Source organism: Sphaerotilus mobilis, assembly GCF_004216565.1.
Lineage (GTDB): Bacteria > Pseudomonadota > Gammaproteobacteria > Burkholderiales > Burkholderiaceae_C > Sphaerotilus > Sphaerotilus mobilis.
On the sequence record NZ_SGWV01000007.1, the window covers coordinates 148,857 to 170,264 of the forward strand.

The 21,408-nt window shown below is 70.7% G+C and carries 21 protein-coding genes; 9 read left to right on the forward strand and 12 right to left on the reverse strand.

Going from position 1 to position 21,408, the window contains the following annotated elements:
• Positions 1 to 25: 25 nt before the first annotated feature.
• From kynU to EV685_RS00990, 7 genes are all read right to left on the reverse strand, one after another.
• The gene (gene kynU, locus EV685_RS00960; RefSeq protein ID WP_130480909.1) at positions 26 to 1,306 is read right to left on the reverse strand and encodes a kynureninase; all 1,281 of its coding nucleotides are present in this window, start codon (positions 1,304 to 1,306) and stop codon (positions 26 to 28) included.
• 35 nt (positions 1,307 to 1,341) lie between these two features.
• The gene (locus EV685_RS00965) at positions 1,342 to 2,208 is read right to left on the reverse strand and encodes an alpha/beta hydrolase (protein WP_130480131.1); all 867 of its coding nucleotides are present in this window, start codon (positions 2,206 to 2,208) and stop codon (positions 1,342 to 1,344) included.
• A gap of 20 nt (positions 2,209 to 2,228) precedes the next feature.
• Entirely contained in the window at positions 2,229 to 3,383 is a 1,155-nt protein-coding gene (locus tag EV685_RS00970) for an ABC transporter substrate-binding protein (protein WP_420820806.1), read from the reverse strand.
• A gap of 88 nt (positions 3,384 to 3,471) precedes the next feature.
• Positions 3,472 to 4,089, reverse strand: a complete 618-nt coding sequence (locus EV685_RS00975; protein WP_130480133.1) for a TetR/AcrR family transcriptional regulator — start codon at positions 4,087 to 4,089, stop codon at positions 3,472 to 3,474.
• Between the two features lie 35 nt (positions 4,090 to 4,124).
• Entirely contained in the window at positions 4,125 to 5,435 is a 1,311-nt protein-coding gene (gene paaK / locus EV685_RS00980) for a phenylacetate--CoA ligase PaaK (RefSeq protein ID WP_130480134.1), read from the reverse strand.
• A 32-nt stretch (positions 5,436 to 5,467) separates the two neighbouring features.
• On the reverse strand, positions 5,468 to 5,941 hold the full coding sequence (gene paaI, locus EV685_RS00985; RefSeq protein ID WP_130480135.1) for a hydroxyphenylacetyl-CoA thioesterase PaaI: 474 nt from the start codon (positions 5,939 to 5,941) through the stop codon (positions 5,468 to 5,470).
• A gap of 1 nt (position 5,942) precedes the next feature.
• Positions 5,943 to 6,773, reverse strand: a complete 831-nt coding sequence (locus EV685_RS00990; RefSeq protein WP_130480136.1) for an enoyl-CoA hydratase-related protein — start codon at positions 6,771 to 6,773, stop codon at positions 5,943 to 5,945.
• A 154-nt stretch (positions 6,774 to 6,927) separates the two neighbouring features.
• Here EV685_RS00990 and paaY point away from each other — a divergent pair, with 154 nt between their 5' ends.
• A complete protein-coding gene (gene paaY / locus EV685_RS00995) occupies positions 6,928 to 7,536 on the forward strand; it encodes a phenylacetic acid degradation protein PaaY (protein WP_130480137.1) in 609 nt (202 codons plus the stop codon).
• A gap of 12 nt (positions 7,537 to 7,548) precedes the next feature.
• Here the strand turns inward: paaY and EV685_RS01000 are convergent, their stop codons facing one another.
• Positions 7,549 to 8,184, reverse strand: a complete 636-nt coding sequence (locus tag EV685_RS01000; RefSeq protein ID WP_130480138.1) for a hypothetical protein — start codon at positions 8,182 to 8,184, stop codon at positions 7,549 to 7,551.
• Between the two features lie 124 nt (positions 8,185 to 8,308).
• Here EV685_RS01000 and aroE point away from each other — a divergent pair, with 124 nt between their 5' ends.
• From aroE to EV685_RS20845, 5 genes are all read left to right on the forward strand, one after another.
• Positions 8,309 to 9,142 carry a shikimate dehydrogenase gene (gene aroE / locus EV685_RS01005; protein ID WP_130480139.1) on the forward strand — a complete coding sequence of 278 codons (834 nt, stop codon included), beginning with the start codon at positions 8,309 to 8,311 and terminating at the stop codon, positions 9,140 to 9,142.
• Positions 9,132 to 10,376, forward strand: a complete 1,245-nt coding sequence (locus tag EV685_RS01010; RefSeq protein WP_130480140.1) for an FAD-dependent oxidoreductase — start codon at positions 9,132 to 9,134, stop codon at positions 10,374 to 10,376. Before aroE ends, EV685_RS01010 begins: the two co-directional genes overlap by 11 nt.
• Positions 10,363 to 10,602 carry a sulfur carrier protein ThiS gene (thiS, locus tag EV685_RS01015; protein ID WP_130480141.1) on the forward strand — a complete coding sequence of 80 codons (240 nt, stop codon included), beginning with the start codon at positions 10,363 to 10,365 and terminating at the stop codon, positions 10,600 to 10,602. Before EV685_RS01010 ends, thiS begins: the two co-directional genes overlap by 14 nt.
• Positions 10,603 to 10,677: 75 nt before the next feature.
• Positions 10,678 to 11,490: a thiazole synthase gene (locus EV685_RS01020; protein ID WP_242615353.1), complete on the forward strand. Its 813-nt coding sequence runs from the start codon at positions 10,678 to 10,680 to the stop codon at positions 11,488 to 11,490.
• Between the two features lie 5 nt (positions 11,491 to 11,495).
• Positions 11,496 to 13,178, forward strand: a complete 1,683-nt coding sequence (locus EV685_RS20845) for a thiamine phosphate synthase (protein WP_130480142.1) — start codon at positions 11,496 to 11,498, stop codon at positions 13,176 to 13,178.
• Between the two features lie 30 nt (positions 13,179 to 13,208).
• Here EV685_RS20845 and EV685_RS01030 read toward each other — a convergent pair whose 3' ends face one another.
• From EV685_RS01030 to EV685_RS01045, 4 genes are all read right to left on the reverse strand, one after another.
• On the reverse strand, positions 13,209 to 13,823 hold the full coding sequence (locus EV685_RS01030; protein WP_130480143.1) for an NIPSNAP family protein: 615 nt from the start codon (positions 13,821 to 13,823) through the stop codon (positions 13,209 to 13,211).
• Between the two features lie 50 nt (positions 13,824 to 13,873).
• Positions 13,874 to 15,490: an acyl CoA:acetate/3-ketoacid CoA transferase gene (locus EV685_RS01035; protein ID WP_130480144.1), complete on the reverse strand. Its 1,617-nt coding sequence runs from the start codon at positions 15,488 to 15,490 to the stop codon at positions 13,874 to 13,876.
• A 16-nt stretch (positions 15,491 to 15,506) separates the two neighbouring features.
• A complete protein-coding gene (locus EV685_RS01040) occupies positions 15,507 to 16,670 on the reverse strand; it encodes an acyl-CoA dehydrogenase family protein (RefSeq protein WP_130480145.1) in 1,164 nt (387 codons plus the stop codon).
• 73 nt (positions 16,671 to 16,743) lie between these two features.
• A complete protein-coding gene (locus tag EV685_RS01045; protein ID WP_130480146.1) occupies positions 16,744 to 17,598 on the reverse strand; it encodes a shikimate dehydrogenase family protein in 855 nt (284 codons plus the stop codon).
• A 148-nt stretch (positions 17,599 to 17,746) separates the two neighbouring features.
• Here EV685_RS01045 and EV685_RS01050 point away from each other — a divergent pair, with 148 nt between their 5' ends.
• The 3 genes from EV685_RS01050 to EV685_RS01060 are packed head-to-tail and all read left to right on the forward strand — an operon-like array spanning position 17,747 to position 21,232.
• The gene (locus EV685_RS01050) at positions 17,747 to 18,535 is read left to right on the forward strand and encodes an IclR family transcriptional regulator (protein WP_242615355.1); all 789 of its coding nucleotides are present in this window, start codon (positions 17,747 to 17,749) and stop codon (positions 18,533 to 18,535) included.
• 8 nt (positions 18,536 to 18,543) lie between these two features.
• Complete coding sequence (locus tag EV685_RS01055; RefSeq protein WP_130480148.1) at positions 18,544 to 20,334, forward strand: FAD-dependent oxidoreductase; 1,791 nt, start codon at positions 18,544 to 18,546, stop codon at positions 20,332 to 20,334.
• Positions 20,335 to 20,374: 40 nt separating this feature from the next.
• Entirely contained in the window at positions 20,375 to 21,232 is an 858-nt protein-coding gene (locus tag EV685_RS01060; protein WP_130480149.1) for a sugar phosphate isomerase/epimerase family protein, read from the forward strand.
• Positions 21,233 to 21,408: the final 176 nt, after the last annotated feature.

A 21,408-nucleotide genomic window follows, 5' to 3' on the forward strand; every position in this document is an offset into this window, starting at 1 on the left:
GGACCGGCGCCCTGCCCGCCGCCCGTCAGGTCACCGCCGCGCGACGCTGGAAGCGCTCGTCGCGCCACTCGCCGGCATCCAGCACCTGGCCCAGCTGCTCGACCGCGTCCCAGACGTCGACAAAGCGCAGCATCAGGGGCGTGAAGCCGAAACGCAGGATGCCGGGCTCGCGGTAGTCGCCGACCACGCCGCGCGCGATCAGCGCCTGCACGATGGCGTAGCCGCCCTCGTCGCGCCGCAAGCTGACCTGGCTGCCACGCCGGGCTTGCTCACTCGGCGTCACCAGGCTCAGGCCCTGTCCGGCGCAACGGGCTTGGACCCGCTCGATGAAAAGGTCAGACAGGGCCAGCGACTTGCGCCGCAGCGCGGCCATGCCGCCCAAGGCGTCGGCCGCCAGCACCGTGTCGACGCCGCAGTCCAGTGCGGCCAGCGCCAGCGGTGACGGCGTGCCGCAGATGAAGCGGGCGATGCCCGGCGCTGGACGGTAGTCGGGCGTGAAGGCAAACGGCGCGGCATGGCCCAGCCAGCCCGACAACGGCTGCCAGATCGCTTCGTCATCGAGACGGCGCAGATGCTGCGGATGCAGCCACAGGAAGGCCGGCGAACCGGGCCCGCCGTTGAGGTATTTGTAGCCACAGCCAACCGCGAAGTCGGCCCCGCTGCCCAGCAGATCAACCGGCACGGCACCGGCGCTGTGCGCCAGATCCCACAGCACCCGCGCCCCGGCCGCATGGGCCTGCGCGGTCACGGCGGCCATGTCGTGCAGCTGGCCGGTGCGGTAGTTGACCTGGGTGAGCATCAGCACCGCCACGCGCTCGTCGAGCAGGCCGGCGATCTCGTCGACATCGGCCAGCACCAGCTCGAAGCCGAGCTGGCGACACAGGCTTTCGGCGATGTAGAGGTCGGTCGGGAAGTTGTCGCGCTCGGAGACGATGCGGCGTCGCTCCGACGCCGATCCCAGCTCGTCGCTCAGCGCCAGCTGCAACGCAACCGCCAGCACCTTGTAGAGATTGATCGAGGTCGAATCGGCCGCCAGCACCTGGCCCGGCCCGGCGCCGATGAGCCGGGCGATCTTGTCGCCGACCTGCGTGGGCAGGGCGATCCAGCCGGCCTTGTTCCAGCTCTGGATCAGGTCGACGCCCCACTCCTGGCTCACGACCTGAGCCACCCGGGCCGCCGTGCGGCGCGGCAACTGGCCGAGCGAGTTGCCGTCCAGGTAGATGCCCGGCGGCAGATCGAACTGATCACGCAAGGCCGCCAGCGGATCGGCAGCGTCGAGCGCAAGGGCCTCGTCGCGGTGGGTCAGGCTCATCGTCGCTCCAGGTGGGACAGGCCGCGACGTCAGCCGCGTGCCTGGCGATCCAGCCACTCGCAAGCCGCGCTGTCGGCGTCCTCGAAGGCGTGGATGGCGGTGTAGTGGTGCAGGCCGTCCAAGGCTTCGGTCTCGACCGTGTTGCCGGCGCCGCGCCAGCCTTCGGCATAGGCCGTCGACTGGCGCGCAAACTCGCTGCTCTCCAGGGCGCCCCAGACCAGCCGCAGCGGTGTCTGGCAAGGCCGCAGCGTGTGGATCGGCGACTGGCGGGCGATGGTGCGCTCGTCGAGCTGGATCACCGGCTGCAGGTAGCTCCAGCGCAGCGGTGCGAGGTCATAGAGGCCGCTGACCAGCCAGGCGCCACGCAGCGGGTCGGCCGGCAGGCCGTAGTCGCCGGCCCAGTCGGTGTGCAGGGCCATTGCGCCCAGTTGTCCACCGGCCGAATGGCCCGCGATGACGATGCGCTCGCGGTCGCCGTTGAAGTCCGCCGCGTGCTGCCACGTCCAGGCCAGCGCCGCCCGCACCTGGCGCACGATCTCGTCGAGCGTCACCCACGGACAGAGCGCGTAGTTGACGACCACGCTGGCAAAGCCGCGTCGCTGCGGGCCGAGGGCGACGCAGCTGAAGTCGCCTGCCGACAGCGCCCGCCAGTAGCCGCCGTGGATGAAGACAAAGACCGGCGCGCCGGGCCGGTCGGCCGGAAAGATGTCCAGCGTCTCGGCCCGCGTCGGCCCGTAGGCCACTCCCGTGCGCAGCGACGGATGCGCCGCCCGCGCCTGCGCACTGCGTTCAACGTAGTGGCGCAGCTCGGCGGCCGGATCGGCCACCGGCAGCGACGGGTTGTACTGGGCGTCGATCTGCGCCTGCGTCTCGAACGTCCGGTAGAGGGTGGGCATGGGCGGCGCCGTCGTGTCGTTCAGGGCAGGTAGGTCCAGGCGCCGTTCTCGATCTTGACCATCACGCGGGCGCGCTGGTCCAGGCCCAGGTGGTCGCCGGCCGACATGTTGAAGATGCCGTGTGCGCCGGCCAGGTCCTTCACGCCTTCGAGCGCGTCGCGCAGCGCGGCGCGGAACTCGACCGTGCCGGGCTGGGCCTTCTTCAACGCGGCCGGAACCGCCGCCGCCATCAGCGCACCGGCGTCCCAGGCATGGGCGCCGAAGGTGCTGACGCTGCCCTTGCCATTGGCCGCTTCATAGGCCGCGACATAGGCCTGTGCGCTCTTGCGCACCGGGTGATTGGCGGGCAACTGGTCGGCCACCAGGACCGGGCCGCTGGGCAGGATGGTGCCTTCGACGTCCTTGCCACCGACGCGCAGGAAGTCGTTGTTGGCCACGCCGTGGGTCTGGTACTGCTTGCCGTTGTAGCCCCGCTCCTTGAGCGCCTTGGCCGGCAACGCGGCGGGCGTGCCCGAGCCGGCGATCAGCACCGCGTCCGGGTTGGCGGCCTGCAGCTTCAGGACCTGTGCGGTCACCGACGTGTCGTTGCGGGCGTAGCGCTCATTGGCGACGATCTGGATGCCCTTGAGCGCGGCGGCCTTGCTGAACTCGTTGAACCAGCCTTCGCCGTAGGCATCGGCAAAGCCGATGAAACCGACCTTGCGCACGCCGTTGTCGGCCATGTGCGTGGCGATCGCCAGCGACATCATGATGTCGTTCTGCGGCGTCTTGAAGACCCAGCGCTTCTTGTCGTCCATCGGCTCGACGATGCGGGCCGAGGCGGCCATCGAGATCATCGGCACCTTGGCCTCCGCGACCGCATCGATCATGGCCAGCGAGTTGGGCGTGGTGGTCGAACCCAGCACGATGTCAACCTTGTCCTCGGTGATCAGGCGACGCGTGTTGGCCACCGCCTTGGTGGTGTCCGACGCATCGTCGAGCACGATGTATTCGACCGTCTTGCCGCCGATGGACTTGGGCATCAGCGCGATGGTGTTCTTCTCCGGGATGCCCAGCGAGGCGGCCGGGCCGGTGGCCGAGACGGTCACACCGACCTTGATCTGGGCCTGCGCCACGGCAGCATTGAAACCGAGCAGGGCCAGCGCGGCGGTGGCGATCAGGGTGCGTCGAATCATCATGGTCTTGTCTCCTTGGGGATCGTGGGCGGGGAACGGGAACGGGAACGGGAACAGAAAAGCAAACAGATCGAGGAACAGGCAGGACTCAGGCGGAGGCCTGCAGCGCCGGTGTCTGCAGGGCCAGCAGCCCACCGACGAAGAGGTCGGCGACCACCGGGGCCATGTCGTCATGGGTCAGCGGCCCATCGGGCTGCAGCCAGGTGAACATCCAGTTGATCATGCCGAACAGCAGCATCGTCAGCGGCTTGTGCAGCGAGGCGGCCGCCAGCGCCGGGCGGACCTGCGCGACCGCATCGGCGAAGGCCGCGACGACCTGGCGCTGGCCGTCGAGCACCACGCTGCGTTCGGCCTCGCCGAGGAAGCGCACATCCTCGGTCAGCACGCGGTGTTCGCCCTGGGCATCGGCATAGGCCCGCACAAAGGCGAGGATCAGCGCGCGCAGCTGGGCCTCGCCCAGCAGCCCTTGTGCCTGCACGCTGGCCACCAGGGCCTGCAGCCGGGCGATGTGCTGCTGGCAGATCTGCAGCAGCAGCGCTTCCTTGTCGCGCACATAGTGGTAGAGCGCCGGCTTGGTCAGGCCGCAGGCCATGGCGACCTCGTTCATCGACGTGCCGGGATAGCCGCGTGCGGCAAACAGCTCGGCCGCATGCGCGAGGATGGCCTCGTGCTGATCGGCATAGGTGGCGGAACGGCCGCGTGGCATGTCGGGATCGGGCGTCTGTGTGTGGACGGCGTGGCTCAGCCGCGCGGGCGCTTGTCGACCACGCGGCGGGCCTTGCCGACCAGCGTGCGTTCGATGCTGTCGGGCTCACCGACCACCACCCGTGCGGTCACGCCCACCAGCGTCTTGATGCGCTGCTGCAGCCAGCTCGCAGCCTCCTGCGAGACGATGGCCGGCGCGCCGGCAAGCCGTTCGCAACGCACCTCCAGCTCGTCGAGGTGGCCGTCGCGGCTGACGACCAGCTGGTACTGGCCGGCCAGCTGGCCGTGCTGAAGCACGATCTCCTCGATCTGGGTCGGGAAGACATTGACGCCGCGGATGATCAGCATGTCGTCGCTGCGGCCAACGATCTTGCCGATGCGGCGCATGCTGCGCGAAGTCGGTGGCAACAGCCGCGTCAGGTCGCGGGTGCGGTAGCGGATGACCGGCAGCGCCTGCTTGGTCAGCGTGGTGAAGACCAGCTCGCCCTCGGAACCCTCGGGCAGCACCTCGCCGGTTTCGGGGTCGATGATCTCGGGATAGAAGTGGTCCTCCCAGATCACCGGGCCGTCCTTGGACTCGATGCATTCGCTGGCCACACCCGGGCCCATCACCTCGGACAGGCCGTAGATGTCGACCGCATCGAGGCCGGCGCTGGCCTCGATCTCGCGCCGCATCGCCTCGGTCCAGGGCTCGGCACCGAAGATGCCGACCTTGAGCGAGCTGGCCGCCGGATCCAGGCCCTGGCGGCGCATTTCCTCGACGATCACCTGCATGTAGCTCGGGGTGACCATGATGATGTCGGGCTTGAAGTCGGTGATCAGCTGGACCTGCTTCTCGGTCTGGCCGCCCGACATCGGGATGACCGTGCAGCCCAGCCGCTCGGCACCGTAGTGCGCGCCCAGGCCGCCGGTGAACAGGCCGTAGCCATAGGCCACGTGCACGATGTCGCCCGCCCGCCCACCCGCTGCGCGGATCGAGCGCGCCACCAGGTCGGCCCAGTGGTCAATGTCCTGGCGGGTGTAGCCCACCACGGTCGGCTTGCCGGTCGTGCCCGACGAGGCATGCACCCGCACCACCTGCTCGCGCGGCACCGCGAACAGGCCGAAGGGGTAGTGGTCGCGCAGCGTGGCCTTGCCGGTGAACGGGAACTTGGCCAGATCGGCCAGCGTCTTCAGGTCGTCCGGATGGACGCCCTTGGCGTCGAAGGCCTCGCGGTAGTGCGCCACGTTGGCATAGGCATGCGCCAGCGTCTGTTTCAGGCGCTGGAGCTGCAGGGCCTGCAGCTCGTCGCGGCTGGCGGTCTCGATGGGTTCGAGGTCCCCGGGGGCAGGTTGCTTGACGGGCATGGGGTGTCTCCTGGAAGGCGGTGGGATGGGGGTCAGGCGGCAGGTTCGGACACTGGCCCCGACACCGGCACCGGCCCCGAAACCGGCACCGTCTGCCGGCCCTTCATCGCATAGGACTTGCCACGGAAGACCGCGATCAGCGCGCCCTTCTGGTTGTGGACCTCGATGTCGTAGACCCCCGTGCGGCCGGCGCGCTGGACCTCGCGGGCGACGGCGCTGAGGCGGTCGCCTTCATGCGACGGCGCCACGATGTCGATCGAGAAGCCCGAGGCCACCGTGGCCTCGTTGGCGGCATTGCAGGCGTAGGCAAAGGCGGTGTCGGCCAGCGTCGCGACGATGCCACCGTGGCAGATCGCGAAGCCGTTGAGCATGTCCTCGCGCACCGTCATCTCGACCGTGGCGCGGCCTGGCGCGATGGCGGTGATCGCCAGGCCCAGCGCCTGCGCGGCGCGGTCCTTGGCGTACATGCCGTCGCGCACATGTTCGGCGGTCTGCTGCGGGTTCATCTCAACGCTCCGTGAAGGTGGGGACGCGCTTGGCGAAGAAGGCTCCGACGCCCTCGGCGTAATCGGCCGAACGGCCCAGTCGACGTTGCAGCTGGGCCTCGTGCGTCAGGGCCTGGTCAAGGGTCGACGCGGCACCGGCATCGAGCGCGGCCCGGGTCTCGACCAGCGCCTTGACCGGCATCGCGGCCAGACGCTGCGCCAGCGCGGCGACCGTCGCGGTGAATTCGGCGTCATCGACACATTGCCAGATCAGGCCCCAGTCGGCTGCCTGCTGTGCCGGCAGCTTGTCGCCCAGCATCGCCAGGCCGAGTGCACGCTGGCGGGTGGTCAGGCGCGGCAACAGCCAGGTGCCGCCGCAGTCGGGCACCAGCGCGATCTTGGCGAAGGCCTGGATGAAGCTGGCCGAGCGCGCCGCCAGCGTCAGGTCACAACCCAACGCAAGGTTGGCGCCGGCACCTGCCGCCACGCCATTGACCGCCGCGACGACCGGCACCGGCATCGAACGGATGCGCAGCGCCAGCGGGCGGTAGGTGGCCTCGATCAGGTCGCCGATGTCGGGCTGCTGCGCGCTCGGCGCGAGCTGGCCGTCGACCATCACCGGCGCGACGGCCGGATCGCCCAGGTCCTGCCCGGCACAGAAACCGCGCCCGGCACCGGTGATGACGACACAGCGCACGCCGGCATCGGCCGCAGCGGCTTCCAGCGCCGCCAGCAGCTCGCCATGCATGGCGGTGGTGAAGCTGTTGAGCGCCTGCGGGCGGTTCAGCGTCAGGGTGCGGACGGCACCTTCCTGGCTGACCAGGATCAGGGCTTGGGACTCGGCATTCGACACGGGTGGGGGCTCCGAAACATTCTTGACCGACCGGTAGGTAAATCGTAGCCTCGGCCTTGATCCACAACAAGACGAGCGGCCTCGGGATCAACCCGCAGTACCGCCAGCCCGGCCGCCCGCCCGGCCGCACCCACCCGCTCCAGGAGCCCCGCCCATGCCTTGTTACGCCATCGACGGCATCCGCCCGGTCGTCGACCCGACCGCCCATGTCCACCCGACCGCCGTCCTGATCGGCGACGTCATCGTCGGCCCCGGCGCCTACATCGGCCCGCTGGCCAGCCTGCGCGGCGACTTCGGCCGCATCGTCATCGAGCGGGGTGCCAATGTGCAGGACACCTGCGTGATGCACGGCTTCCCCGGCAGCGACACGGTGGTCGAGGAAAACGGCCACATCGGCCACGGCGCCGTGCTGCACGGCTGCGTGGTCCGGCGCGACGCGCTGGTGGGCATGAACGCGGTGGTGATGGACGAGGCCGAAGTCGGCGAGCAAACCATCGTCGCCGCCTGCGCCTTCGTGCGCGCCGGCCTGAAACTGCCCCCCCGCTCACTGGTCGCCGGCCTGCCCGCCAAGGTCGTGCGCGAACTGACCGCCACCGAGATCGCCTGGAAGCGCGAAGGCACCGGCGTCTACCAAGACCTGACCCTGCGCTGCCACGCCAGCCTGGTCGAATGCACCCCGCTCGAAGCGGTCGAACCCGACCGGCCACGCATGCCAGCCCCGGATGTCAAGCCGCTGGTGGCGACGAAGCGGGATGGGGGGTGAGCCCCGACCGGCTCACAGCGGTATCGGCACCAGCCTCATCCGCACGCCCGCATCCGTCACCCTGAAGTCCCCCGGCTGCATGCCGAGCAGTTTGATGCCTTCGCGCAGGCGGTCGTTGAAGCGGTGGACCTCGTGGTCCTGCAGGACCTCTTCCACCACGCGCGGGCCGACCCGTTCGACGGCTTCGGCGATGCGGCCGGGCAGGCCGGCGATGCTGAAGGTTTCGCCGCGCACGCCGTCCAGACGCACGGTGCCGTCGCTGGCCTGGTAGCGCAGGCCGGTTGCGAAGGTCAGGTTGCCGTCGAAGGTGCGGCGGGAAAACAGTGTCTCGTCGACGCCGACGTCGCAGCCGAACACCAGCTTGTTGTCGGCCGGCCGCAGCTTGAGCTTCGGGCGCAGCAGGTGCAGGTCGAAGATCTCGCCGACCCGGCGCTTGAGCGGGAAGCGCGGGGCCACCGCGTTGAGCAGGTCGATCTGGCTGAGGTTCCACTCGCGCTGGATGCCCTGAATGCCTTGCGCGCCCGCGCTGGCGCAGCCGCCCAGGGCCAGCAGCGGTGCCGCGCCCGCCCAGCTCAGGGCGCGCAGCAGGTGGGCACGGCGGGCCGGATCAGCGGCTCCGCGACAATCGACGTCGGTCAGGTTCTTCATGGCGCGATTCTGTCGTCCCCAGAGCCTGCCGGACCGCTCCAAGTGGCCCCTTGGAACCACCTGATACACCTGCGTCGACCACGGTCGATGCGGCATCGACAACGCCCACCCGAAGACGCACAAGATGGACCGCTACGTCATCGCCGGTTTCCCGGTCAAGCACAGCCGCTCGCCGGCCATCCACAGCCGCTTTGCTGCCGAGACCGGCGAGCCGGTGCAGTACGACCGGCTCGAGATCGCACCGGGCACCTTCGCCGCCCAGGTCCGCGCCTTCGCCGTCGATGGCGGCAAGGGCTGCAACATCACCGTGCCTTACAAGCTCGAAGCCTGGCAGGCGGCGGTGCGCCGCACCCCACGCGCCGAGCTGGCCCATGCGGTCAACACGCTGCGTTTCGATGCCGACGGCTGGGCCGGCGACAACACCGATGGTGCCGGCCTGGTGCACGACATCACCGTCAATGCCGGCGTGCCGCTCAAGGGCGCCCGTGTGCTGCTGATCGGCTCGGGTGGTGCCGGCCTGGGCGCCCTGGGTCCGCTGATCGAGGCTGGCGTGGCCGAGCTGGTGATGGTCAACCGCACCATTGCCAAGGCCGAAGAGGCGGTGGCCCGCCATGCGGCGCTGGCACAGGCTCATGGCGTGAGCCTGCGGGCCGGTGCGCTGGAAGAAGCTGGCAGTGGCCACGACATCGTCGTCAACGCGACCTCGGCCAGCCTGGCCGGTGCCGGCAGCCCCGTGGCTGCGAGCGCCTTGCGGCCCGGCTGTCTGGTGCTGGACATGATGTACGGCCCGGCCGCCCGGCCCTTCCTGGCCTGGGCCCGTGAGCAAGGGGCCGTCACCCGCGACGGTCTGGGCATGCTGGTTGAACAGGCCGCCGAGGCCTTCCAGTTCTGGCGCGGCGTGCGCCCGTCGACCGACGGCATCCTGGCCGCACTGCGGGCCGAGGTCGATGCCGCCTGAGGCAGCGGCCGCCCGGGCCGCAGCGCGCCTGCACATCGCCATCGCCGGTGCCGGCGTGTTGGGACGTCTGGCCGCGTGGGCGCTGGCGCGGGCCGGCCATGCCGTCACGGTGGTCGATCCGGCGACGGGTCCGGGCGCGCGCCATGACGGTCGCGGCGCAGCGGCGCAGACCGCCGCCGGCATGCTCAGCCCGCTGGCCGAGCTGGACAACGCCGGGCCCGAGGTGGCCGAACTCGGCTGGCGTTCGCTGGCGCTGTGGCAGGCCGTCGCGACCCGGCTGGCGGCCGCGCCCGATGCCTGTGCGGCCGCCGCACAGGCGCGCACCGACAGCCTTCGACTTGGCCAGCATGACGCGCCCGAGGTGCCCGGTCACGACGCCTTCGGCCCGATCGGGATGCGTCGACAAGGCAGCCTGCTGCTGGCCCATGGCAGTGACCTGGGCGCGGCCGAACGGGTCCTGAGCCGTGTCCGCCTCGGTGCCGGGCTGCGCACCGACTGGCCGCAGCCACAAGCCCTGGACCGAGCCACGTTGCGGGCGCTCGAACCCGCCGTCGACCCCGCCCTGCGGGCCTGGCTGTTGCCCGACGAAGGCCAGCTGGTGCCGGCCATGATGCTGGCGGGCCTGGCCGCAGCGACCTCCGCCGACCTCCGCTGGCGCTGGTCCACCTCGGTCGACGCGGTCGAGCCTGGCCTGCTGCGGCTGGCCGGTGGCGAGGGGCTGCGCTGCGACCTGGCGCTGGACCTGCGCGGCCTGGGCGCGCGGCCCGATGCCGCCGCCGGCCTGTCGGACATGCGCGGCGTGCGCGGCGAGCTGGTCTGGCTGCATGCGCCCGGCCTGCGACTGGACCGTCCGCTGCGCCTGCTGCACCCGCGTCACCGCGTCTACATCGTGCCGCGACCGGGCGAGCGGGTCGTCATCGGCGCCAGCGAGATCGAGAGTGAAGACCGCTCGCCCGCCAGCCTGCGCAGCGCCGTCGAGCTGATGGCTGCTGCGCACAGCGTGCTGCCCTCGCTCGCCGAGGCGCGCATCGTCCACCTCGAAACCAATCTGCGCCCCGCCCTGCCCGACCACGCGCCGCGCACCGAGGCCTGCGACGGCCTGTTGCGCATCAACGGCCTGTTCCGGCACGGCTGGCTGATCGCGCCGGCCCTGTTGCAAGACGGCCTGCGACGCGTCGGTCTGGCCAGCGCCCTGGACACCCTGATCGAAGGAAGCGCCGATGAACACGCATGAATCCGCCGCCGTCCTGCACCTGACGCTGGACGGCGTGAGCCTGAGCGCCGCCGCCGGCACGACGCTGGCCGAGCTGCTGGCGCAACACCCCGCCAGCGCCGCACTGGCGCCGGAGCGCTACGCCACCGCCGTCAATGGCGCCTTCGTGGCACGGGCTCGCCGCCTGAGCCACACCCTGCAGGACGGCGACGCCGTGACGCTGTTCCAGGCCATCGTCGGCGGCTGAGCCGCCCTGCAACGACTTGGCGTGACCTGACGCGACCTGACCTGACCTGACCCGACACGACCCGCCGCACCGAACATGACCGACACCCTGATGCACGCACGCCCCTGGTCCGCCTATGGCGTCAGCCTCGACAGCCGCCTGCTGCTGGGCACCGCCGGCTACCCCTCGCCGCAGGTGCTGCACGACGCCATTGCCGCCAGCGGCACGCAGGTCGTCACCGTGGGCCTCAAGCGCACGCTGGCCGCTGGTGGCGACAACGGCCACATCGCGGCGATCCAGCGTGCGCTGGTCGAACGCGGCGCCCGGCTCCTGCCCAACACCGCCGGCTGCCGCACGGCCGATGAGGCGATCACGCTGGCCCACATGGCGCGCGAGCTGTACGGCACGACCTGGCTCAAGCTCGAAGTCGTCGGCGACGAACACACGCTGCAGCCTGACCCCTGGGGCACCGTCGAGGCGGCCAGCACGCTGATCCGCGACGGCTTCGACGTCTTCCCCTACTGCACCGATGACCTGGTGACCTGCCAGCGCCTGCTCGATGCCGGCTGCCAGGTGCTGATGCCCTGGGGTGCGCCGATCGGCTCCGGACAGGGCCTGCTCAACCCCTGGGCGCTGCGCACGCTGCGCGAACGCTTGCCCGACGCCGTGCTGATCGTCGACGCCGGCATCGGCGCGCCTTCCCATGCGGCGCAGGCGCTGGAACTGGGCTATGACGCGGTGCTGCTGAACTCGGCGGTCTCGCAGGCCGGCGACCCGGTGCGCATGGCCGCCGCCTTCGGTCAGGCCGTGCGTGCCGGACGGCTGGCGCGCGAGTCCGGCGTGATGGCCCCGCAGGACATGGCGGTGGCCAGCACGCCGGTCGGCGGCCGACCCTTCCTGATCGGTTGACAGTCATGGCCAAGGCGATGGCTCATGCGCCGATCCACCCCAGCGTCGATCTGCCGTCGACCTGGTGTGACGACGCCCACGTGCAGGCGCTCGCAGCGGCTTGCGACATCACGGTCCGACCCGATGCGACGCTGACCCAGCCACGGATCGACGGCCACCAAGGCCCGTCCATCCTTGCGCCGGAGCTGTGCGACGACGGCCGCGCCTTGCGGCTGGACACGCCGCATGCCAGCGGCCGGCTCTGGCTGCCCACGCCAGTCGACACCAGCGCGGCGAGCCGGCGCATCGTCGCCACGGCCCACGCGGCCGCGCTGGCCCGGGGCTTTGTCGACGCCGATGCGGCGGTGATCGCCGCCATGGCCGTGCAAGCGGTCGCCACGGACACGCCGATCCACCGCTTCATGCAGCAGCCGGAGCTGCTGCCGATGCTCGACGGCGCCGACGATGTCGAGCCTCCGGCGCCCCGCCCGGCCCCGCCCTTCGGGCCTGGCCTTTATGCGCTGGTCGACGAGGCGGCGCGGGTCGACGCCATCCTGGCGGTGGCGGGCGACGATCTGTGTGCCCTGCAGTTGCGCATCAAGCGCGAGGCCCATGCCGGCCTGGACGATGCGGCCTTCGAGGCCCATGTGCGGGCCCAGGCCACGCTCGCCGCCGACGCCCTGATCGCCCACCGTGCCACGGGCCACATCGTGCTGGTCATCAACGACCACTGGCGCGTGGCCGGCCAACTGGTCGCCGCCTGGCAAGGCGATGCGCGGCGGGCGGCGGTGCGCATCGGCATGCACCTGGGTCAGGAAGACCTGGCCGCGCTGGGCCGCGAAGGCCGCGCCCAACTGCAGGCCCTGCTGCACGCCGACCCACAACGGCCGCTGGCGCTGGGCCTGAGCTCGCACAGCCTGTGGGAACTCGCCCGCGCCCGCGCCATGGGCCCGGCCGTCGTCGCCTGCGGTCCCGTCTGGCCCACGCTGACCAAGGCCATGCCCTGGCGCGCGCAGGGGCTGGACAACCTGGCCTGGTGGACGGCCATGGCCGGCCTGCCGGTGGTCGCGATCGGCGGCATCCTGAGCCCCGCGCAGCTGCGTTCGGCCGCGTCCACCGGTGCGCCGGTCGCCTGTCTGGTGCGGGCCCTGAACGACGACGGACTGGCCCAGTGGTCGGCCTGGCAAGACGCCTGGACCGAAGGACGGCGCGCCAGCGCCAGCCGCCCGAGCGTGGCTTGGCCGCATCCCAGCCTGCCCGGCCCCTTCGCGCCCCTCGCCGCGCCGCGCAAGAAAGCACCGGCCGATCCGAACAAGTACACGGTCGAGAACCGCCCCAGCGCGATCGACGGCACCGGCGCCTTCGCGGGCGAGGACATCCCCGCCTACAAGAAGATCGGCGAGATCCGCGGCGAGGCCATCAGCGTGCGCGAGGCCCGCCAGCGCGTGAAGGGCCAGGCCCGCATCATGATGGTCGAGATCAGCGACAAGCGCGCCATCGACGCGACCCATTCGAGCGATCCGCTGCGCTACACCAACCACTCCTGCCAGCCCAACGCCGTGCTGCGCATCCGCGGCGGTCGGGTCGAGCTCTACGCCATGCGCGCGATCGCGGCGGGTGAGGAACTGGTGGCCGACTATGGCGAGACACACCACGAGGGCAAGCTCACCTGCCGCTGTGGCGTGCCGAACTGCCGGGGCGCCCTGTAGAAGGTCAGGCAGCGCCGCGAACCGGCGCGCTCACCTCATCGGCGAGAACGCCAGCGGCGCGCACACCCAGGACGTCATCGTCGTCAGCGAGGCCGGTCCGCCCTTGGGCGGCCAGATGCCTTGCTTGACGGCATCGGCACGGAACTGCGAGCGCTGTTCGAGGCTGTCATAGGCCCAGATGTTGAGGAAACGCGGCTGCTCGCCGTCCAGCGCGGTGAAGGCGCCGATCAGCGGCGACATGGCGTGGCGTGCAGGCACGGCTTCCTTCCAGGCCTCAATCGTCTGGCCGAGCAGGCCCTGGCGCAGACCATAGGTGCGGAACTCGTACCAGCGACCGTGGGCACCGGCCTGCGGCGGGTTGAGGAAGGGGAACAGCGCATGGCTCTGCGAACGCAGCGAGACCAGCCATTCGGCGCAGCCCAGCGGGTCGGCCGACAGCAGCAGCTTCTGGCGCGCGGCGACCAGCGCGTTGGCGTCGTCGAACGCGCGCAGGATCAGCACGCGGCTGAGTTCGCCGATGTCGGAGGCGAAGGCGCCGACCAGCGTGCCGCCGGCATCGGGCAAGGCCTTCTTCAGCGCGGCATAGACCGAGGCATTGCTGAAGACCTTGATCTCGAGCGTGGTGACGTCGTACAGGGTGGTCATGGGAGAAGTCCGATCAACAAAGGGAACCGAGGGAGGTGGTGGTGTCCGGCTCAGGCCGATGCGGATGCCGCAGCCGATGCCGATGCCGCAGCTCGCGAGGTCAGCGAGCCATGGCCGTCGTCCTCGCGCAAGAAATGCGAGGCCGGCATGACCCGCAGGTCGCTGGCGATGCGCGGGCTGAAGTCCATCTGGTCGAGCACATCGCGCTGCAGGTCGATGCCGGGCGCGATCTCGAACAGCTCGACCCCGCCGTCGACCAGCCGGAAGCTGGCGCGCTCGGTCAGGTAGAGCGCGCTCTGGCCGCGCTGCAGGGCCTGCGGGCCGCTGAAGGTGATCTGTTCGACCGCACGCACGAGCTTGCGCACCTGGCCCTGGCGCGTCACGCGCATCTGGCCGTCGCCGGTTTCGAGCTGGACGCCCTTGGCCGCGAAGGTGCCGCAGAACACGACCTTGCGGGCGTTCTGGGCGATGTCGATGAAGCCGCCCGGACCGACGGCCAGGCCGCCAAGCTTGGAGACGTTGACATTGCCCAGCGCGTCGAACTCGCCAAAGCCGAGGAAGGCCAGAGCCAGCCCGCCGCCGCCGTAGAAGTCGAACTGGGTCGGCGCGTCCAGCATGGCGCTGGCGTTGCGGGCATAGCCGAACAGCACGCCGTCGAGCAGGCTGCCGCCATAGGTGCCGTGTTCGATGGTCTGGTGGATCCGGTCGAGTTCGCCACGCCGCACGACCAGCTTGGCGACCGCGTCGGGCACGCCCACGCCGTAGTTGACGACCGCGCCGTCGACCAGTTCGCAGGCCGCACGACGCGCCACCGCGAGCCGTTCGCTGAAGGGCTCATCGGCCAGCGCCTCGGCCACCGCCGCCGCACGCGCCGCGCCGGTCAGCTCGCCCGACAGGCTGGCGTCGAAGGGGATGTCGTAGCTGGTGCGCTGGTTCGCGTCGACCACGATGGCATCGACCCAGGCGGCCGGGATGCGGACCTCGCGGGCCTTGAGCGCGCCACGCGGCAAGCGTTCGCGCACCTGCACGATGACACGCCCGCCGCTGTTGCGGGCGGCCAGCGCGATGGCCTGGGCATCGAGGTTGGCGGCCTCATGCTCGAAGCTGATGTGACCGTCCTCATCGGCGGCCGATGCCCGCACGATGGCCACGTCGACGCGGTAGGGCTTGTAGCGCAGGTACTCGCGGCCATCGAGGCGGATGAGCTCGGCCAGCTCGTCGCGGGCGGCCTCGTTCATGCGCCCGCCGCCGTGACGCGGGTCGCAGACCGTGCCCAGGCCGACGTGCGTGATCAGGCCGGGCTGGCCGGCACCAATGGCGCGGAACAGCTGCGAGGACACGCCGCCCGGCAGGATGTAGGCCTCGATGCGGTTGTCGCGGGCGAGCTGCTGCATGCGCGGCGACCAGACCCAGTGGCCGCCGATCACCTTGCGCACCAGACCTTCATGGGCAAAGCAGTTCATGCCCCGGCTGGCCTTGTCGCCGATGCCCAGCGCATGCACCGCCGTCAGGCCGCGCGGCGCGCCGGTGGCGAGGAAACGGCGCTCGATGGCCTGGAAGACGCAGGTCGCCTCCATCAGGCCGCCGCCACCGCCCATCAGCGCGACGGTCGCGCCATCGGGAATCAAGGCTGCGGCCGCATCGGCGCTCATGAACTTGTCGTGCATGGTCATCATCCCCGGCTCAGCGGTGCACGTCGTAGAGCGCCGCGCCCTTCTTGCCCAGGCTGCGGGCGATGACGCTGCGGTGGATCTCCGAGGTGCCGTCGAAGATGCGGTAGATGCGGGCATCGCGGAAGTAGCGCTCGATTGGCAGTTCCTTGCAGTAGCCCATGCCACCGAAGACCTGCACCGCCCGGTCGACCACCCGGCCCAGCGTCTCGGCCGCATGGACCTTGACCATCGCGATGGTGTCGCGCGCATCGATGCCGCGGTCGATCATCCAGGCCGCCTGCCAGACCATCAGGCGCGCGGCGTTGATCTCGATGACGCTGTCGGCCAGCATCTGCCCGACCATCTGGAAGTCGGCGATCTTGCTGCCGAACTGCTGGCGGTCCTGTGCGTAGGCGCTGGCCTGTTCCAGCACATGGCTGGCCTTGCCGACCGCACGCGCGCCGACCTGCGCCAGGCGCACGACATTGAGCGCACCCATGGCCAGCTTGAAGCCCTGGCCCTCGGCACCCAGCAGGGCCAGCGGCTCCAGCACGACCTGGTCGAAGAACAGCTCGACGTGGGGCGTGCCGCGCAGGCCCATCATCTTCTGGTCCTTGCCCACGGTGAATCCCGGCAGACCTTTGTCGACCATGAACATGCTGATCTCGCGTTCGCCGGTGCGGGCAGAGACCAGGAAGAAGTCGCTCCACAGACCATCGCTGATGAAGTGCTTGCTGCCGTTGAGCACCCAGCGCCCGCTGGCATCGCGCCGGGCCGTCGTGCGGATGCCCTGGGCGTCGGAGCCGGCACCTGGCTCGGTGATGGCGATCGCGCAGGTGCGTCGGCCGTCGATGGCCGGCCGGAGCCAGCGCTCGATCTGCTCGCCACGGCATTCGAGCAGGGGCTCGTAGACGTTGCCGAAGGCACGCCGGATCAGGTAGTCGCTGGTGTGGCCGAACTGCTCCTCGCAGAGGATGCGGTCGAGCGTCGACAGACCCCCGCCACCAAGCTCAGCGGGCATGTTCATCGCGTAGAGCCCGAGGCTGCGCGACTTCTCGAACACGGCCATGGCGGTGTCGCGGTCCAGCTCGCCGTCTTGCTCCAGGCGCTCTTCGAGCGGCTGCAGTTCTTCACGGATGAAGCGACGCACCGTGTCGATCATCATCTTCTGTTCGTCGTCGAGGGCGAAGTCCATCATGGGTCCGTAGGGCGTGTCGAGAGGGGTGGGCAGGTGAGCGTGCGTGAGGGCGTGCGGGCGGTCCACAGCCTCAGGCCAGGTAGAAGTCGACGATGCGGTCGCGCACCGCCTCGAACATGCCGATGCCGGTGAGCGTGGCGCAGCCGCGTGCGCGGGCCGCCTCGATCAGCGGCGGGATGGCCGGCTGGGTCACGACATCGCTGACAAAGGTCGACGCGGCCAGGCGCGTGACGTCGACCGGCAGCGGGTCGCCACGTGTCATGCCCATCGGCGTGGCATTGGTGACGAGGTCGTAGCCGGTCGGGTCGAGACCGCCAATGCCCACGCGCAGTGGCTCGGCACGGCCGGCGGCGTAGCGGCGCAGCTTGTCGGCCAAGGCCTCGCGGCGGGCAGCATCGGCCTCGTGCAGGTCCAGCGTGGCCACGCCGGCATCGACCAGCGCGTGGGCGATCGCCGAGCCCGCGCCACCGGCACCGACCAGCAGCGCGCGCCGGCCCTGCAGCACCGCGCCGGCGGCCCGCATGCCCGCGACATGGCCGTCGCCATCGCACATGTCGCCCAACCAGCCACCGCTGGGTGCGTGGCGTCGCAGGATGTTGACGGCGCCGATCGAGCGGGCGCGCGGCGTCAGCGCATCGCACAAGGGCAGCACCGCGAACTTGTGCGGCACCGTCACGATGATCCCGTCGACATTGCGCTGGCAGCGGATCGCGGCGCACCAGTCGGCCAAATCGTCCGGCGCGACATGGGCCGGCACGCAGACCGCATCGGCGCCACGCGCACGCATCAGCGCGGTCACGCCGGCCGGCGACTTCACCTGCGCGATCGGATCGCCGACGATCAGGATCACGCGGGTGGCGCCGCTGTAGTGGGCGAGGAAGGCGTCGTCGTTCGGGGGCAAGTCAATGCTCAAGCTCATGCTCATCCTCATGCTCATGCAGAGGGGCCGCAGCGGCGGCCGTTCGTCTTCGTTCACATCAGTATAAATAGACTTTCGTTCAATTGTGGAATAGCATTCCGGAAATCCATGCAATGAACCCAACACCGACGATGGAGCAGCCATGTCCGGCGTGATGCAAAGAACCCTGGCCATCCTGGAACGTCTGGCCGCCGAGGTGCAAGGCGTGCCACTGGCAACGCTGGCCGACGAGCTGGACATCCCGCGCAGCGCCGCGCACCGGCTGCTGATGGAACTCGCCGAGCTGGGCTGGGTGCGCCAGTCGCGCGAGCGTGGCGACTACATGCTCACCACCAAGCTGGTGTCCATGGGCATGAACTACCTCAAGGCCTCCGGCGTGATCGACCTGTGCCAGCCCATCCTCGACCGCCTCGCCGAGGCCAGCGGCGAGCTGGTGCGGCTGGGCGTCGTCGACGTCGACCACATCACCTGGGTGTCGCTGTCGCAAGGCACCCGCTCGGGCCTGCGCTACGACCCCGACCAGGGCATCGACGTGCGGCTGTCCTGCACCTCGTCCGGCCTGGCCTGGCTGTCGACGCTGCCCGAGGACGACGCCATCGCGCTGGTCAGCCGGCAAGGCCTGGGCCTGCCGCCGGCCTACGGGCCGAACGCGCCGACCTCGATGCAGGCGCTGCTCAAGCAGGTCCGCGCGGTCCGCAAGCAAGGCTATGCGCTGACCTGCGAGACCTATGCACCCGGCCTGAATGCGATGTCGACCGCCATCGTGCCGGCGGGCAAGGGGGCGGTCGGCGTGCTGGCCATGTCGGGGCCGGCGGTGCGTCTGACCGAATCCAAGATGTTGCAGTGGGCCCCCGACCTGATGGCCGCTGCGCAGGAGCTGGCTGCGATCAGCGCAGCCTCGCCGCTGTTCAACCGGGCCTACGCGCCAGTGCCTTCGGCCTGATCGCCGCGATGAACCAAGCCCGCGCCAACGCGGCCCTGCCCGCCCGTTGCGACCTGGTGGTGATCGGCTCCGGCGCCGGTGGCCTGAGCGCGGCCGTGACCGCCGCCCACCTCGGCCTGTCCGTCGTCGTGATCGAGAAGGAGCCGCTGTTCGGTGGCACCACCGCCTGGTCCGGCGGCTGGATGTGGGTGCCGCGCAACCCGCTGGCCCGCGCCGCCGGCATCGTCGAAGACCTCGACGGTCCACGCACCTACCTGCGCCACATCCTGGGTGATCGCGGCGATGCGGCGCGCATCGAAGCCTTCCTCGCCCATGCGCCGGACATGGTGCAGTTCCACCTCGACCACAGCGCCCTGCGCTTCATCGACGGCAACCACATCCCCGACTTCCACGGCGGCGTGCCCGGCGCGCTCGACGGTGGCCGTTCGGTCTGCGCCGCGCCCTTTGATGCCGCCCAGCTGGGGCGCGCGCTGATGGCGCGCCTGCGTCCGCCGCGCGACATCCTCAGCTGGCTGGGCATGAGCATCGGCAGTGACCTGCGCCACTTCATGCGTGCCAACCGGTCCTGGGACGCCTTCGCCTACGTCAGCCGCCGGCTGCTGCGCCATGCGCTGGACCACCTCACCCACGGACAAGGCCGGCTGCGCATGGGCGGCAATGCGCTGGTCGCCGCCTTGCTGGCGTCCGCGAAAGCGGCGGGCGTGGCGCTCTTGCACAGCCATGCCGCCAGCGCCCTGCTGCGTGACGAGCGCGGTCGCGTCAGCGGCGTGATCGTCCAGACCCCCGATGGCCACGCGCATCGCGTCGAGGCAACACGCGGCGTCGTGCTCGCCAGCGGCGGCTTTGCGCACGACGACGTCCGCAAGGCCGCGCTGTTCAAACACGCCCCCACCGGCCGCGAACACCCCAGCGCCGCTGCACCCGGCAGCACCGGCGATGGCCTGCGCATGGCCGAGTCCATCGGCGCGCGCATCGACACCCGCATGGCCCATGCAGGGGCCTGGGCGCCAGTCTCCCTGCTGCCACGATCGACCGGCACGCTCGATGCGTTCGTGCACCTGGTCGACCGCGGCAAGCCCGGCCTGATCGCGGTCGACGCCAGCGGACGCCGCTTTGCCAACGAGGCCGGCAGCTACCACAGCGTCATGCGCGGCCTGTTTGACCGCCTCGGCGAACACAGCGCCCAACCCGGCCAGCCGCTGCAGGCCTGGCTGATCTGTGACCACCGCTTCCAGCGCCGCTACGGCCTGGGCCACAGCAAGCCCTGGCCCTTCCCGCTGGCACCGTGGCTGCACAGCGGCTACCTGCAAAGGGCCGACAGCCTGACCGCGCTGGCGCGCCGCTGCGGCATCGACGCCCAGGGCCTGGTTGCCGAGGTGGCCGGCTACAACGTGCATGCCCGCCACGGCCACGACCCGGCCTGGGGCCGTGGCAGCAGCGCCTACGAGCGCCTGCAGGGCGACGCCGAACACGCCGGCCCCAACCCCTGCGTCGCGCCGATCGAACACGGCCCCTTCTACGCGCTGCGCATCGTGCCGGGCAGCCTCGGCACCTTCGCCGGGCTGCGGGCCGACGCACACGCCCGGGTGCTGGACACACAAGGCGACGTCGTGCCAGGCCTTTACACCGCCGGCAACGACATGGCCAGCCTGATGGGCGGCCACTACCCCAGCGGCGGCATCACGCTGGGCCCAGCGATGACCTTCGGCTACGTGCTGGCGCACCATGCAGCCGGGCGGGCCCTGCCGATGCCCATGCCGATGCCCATGTCGGACGCCATGCCACCGTCCACCTCTTGACCTCTTGACCTCTCGACATCTTGACCTTTCGAGCCGCACGATGACCCGTCGCTATGCCCTGGCCCAGCTGATGGCCCTGCCCCTGAACCCGGCGCAGATGATCCAGCTCGCCGCCGACACCGGCTGCAGCGCCGTCGGCATCCGCCTGCTGCCGACCGCGCCAGGCGGCATCCACCACCCGCTGATGCACGACGCCGCAGGCCGCCGCGAGGCCCTCGCCGCGATGCGCGACACCGGTGTGCGGGTGCTGGACCTTGAGGTCGCACGCATCGACACCGACTTCGACGTCGGCCGCTTCGAGCCCTTCCTGGCCTGCGGCGCCGAACTCGGTGCGGCCCATGTGCTGGTCGCTGGCGACGACCCGGACGAGGCCCGCCTGAGCGCGTCCTTCGCCGCCTTCTGCGCCGCCGCCGCCCGCCACGGCCTGAGCGCCAACCTGGAGTTCATGCCCTGGACGGCGGTGCCGTCGCTGGGCGTGGCGCAGCGCATCGTCCAGACCGTCGACCAGCCCAACGCGGCGGTGCTGGTCGACGCCTTGCACTTTGCCCGCTCACCCAGCAACCTCGACGACCTGGCCGGCTGGCCCCGCCAACGCCTGAACTACGCCCAGATCTGCGACGGCCTCGTGCCCGGCCCCAGCACCGTCGCCGGCCTGATCCACGACGCCCGCTGCGAACGCCTCTTGCCCGGCGAAGGCGGCATCGACCTGGTCGAACTGTTCGCCCGCCTGCCGGCCGACCTGCCCATCAGCATCGAGGTCCCGAGCGAATCGCGCAGCGCCGCCCTGGGCCACAAAGCCTGGGCCCGCCTGGCCATCGCCGCCACCGACCCAGTACTCGCCGCCGCCGATGCACGTCGCGCGCAGCGGTCAGCGGCACAGGCCCAGCCCGGCGGCTGATCAAACGCGGGGCATGGTGGCTCAGGGTGTGAGCCATGCGGCGCCATCGGCGACTCGGTGATCGCAAGCGTCAGGCCGGGACCCGAGACATCCGCGTCAGCCTGGGTTCGCCCCCCCGGGGATGAGGGCCGATCAACACGCCGCGACAGGCCCTCGGCGCACGATCTTGAATGCTA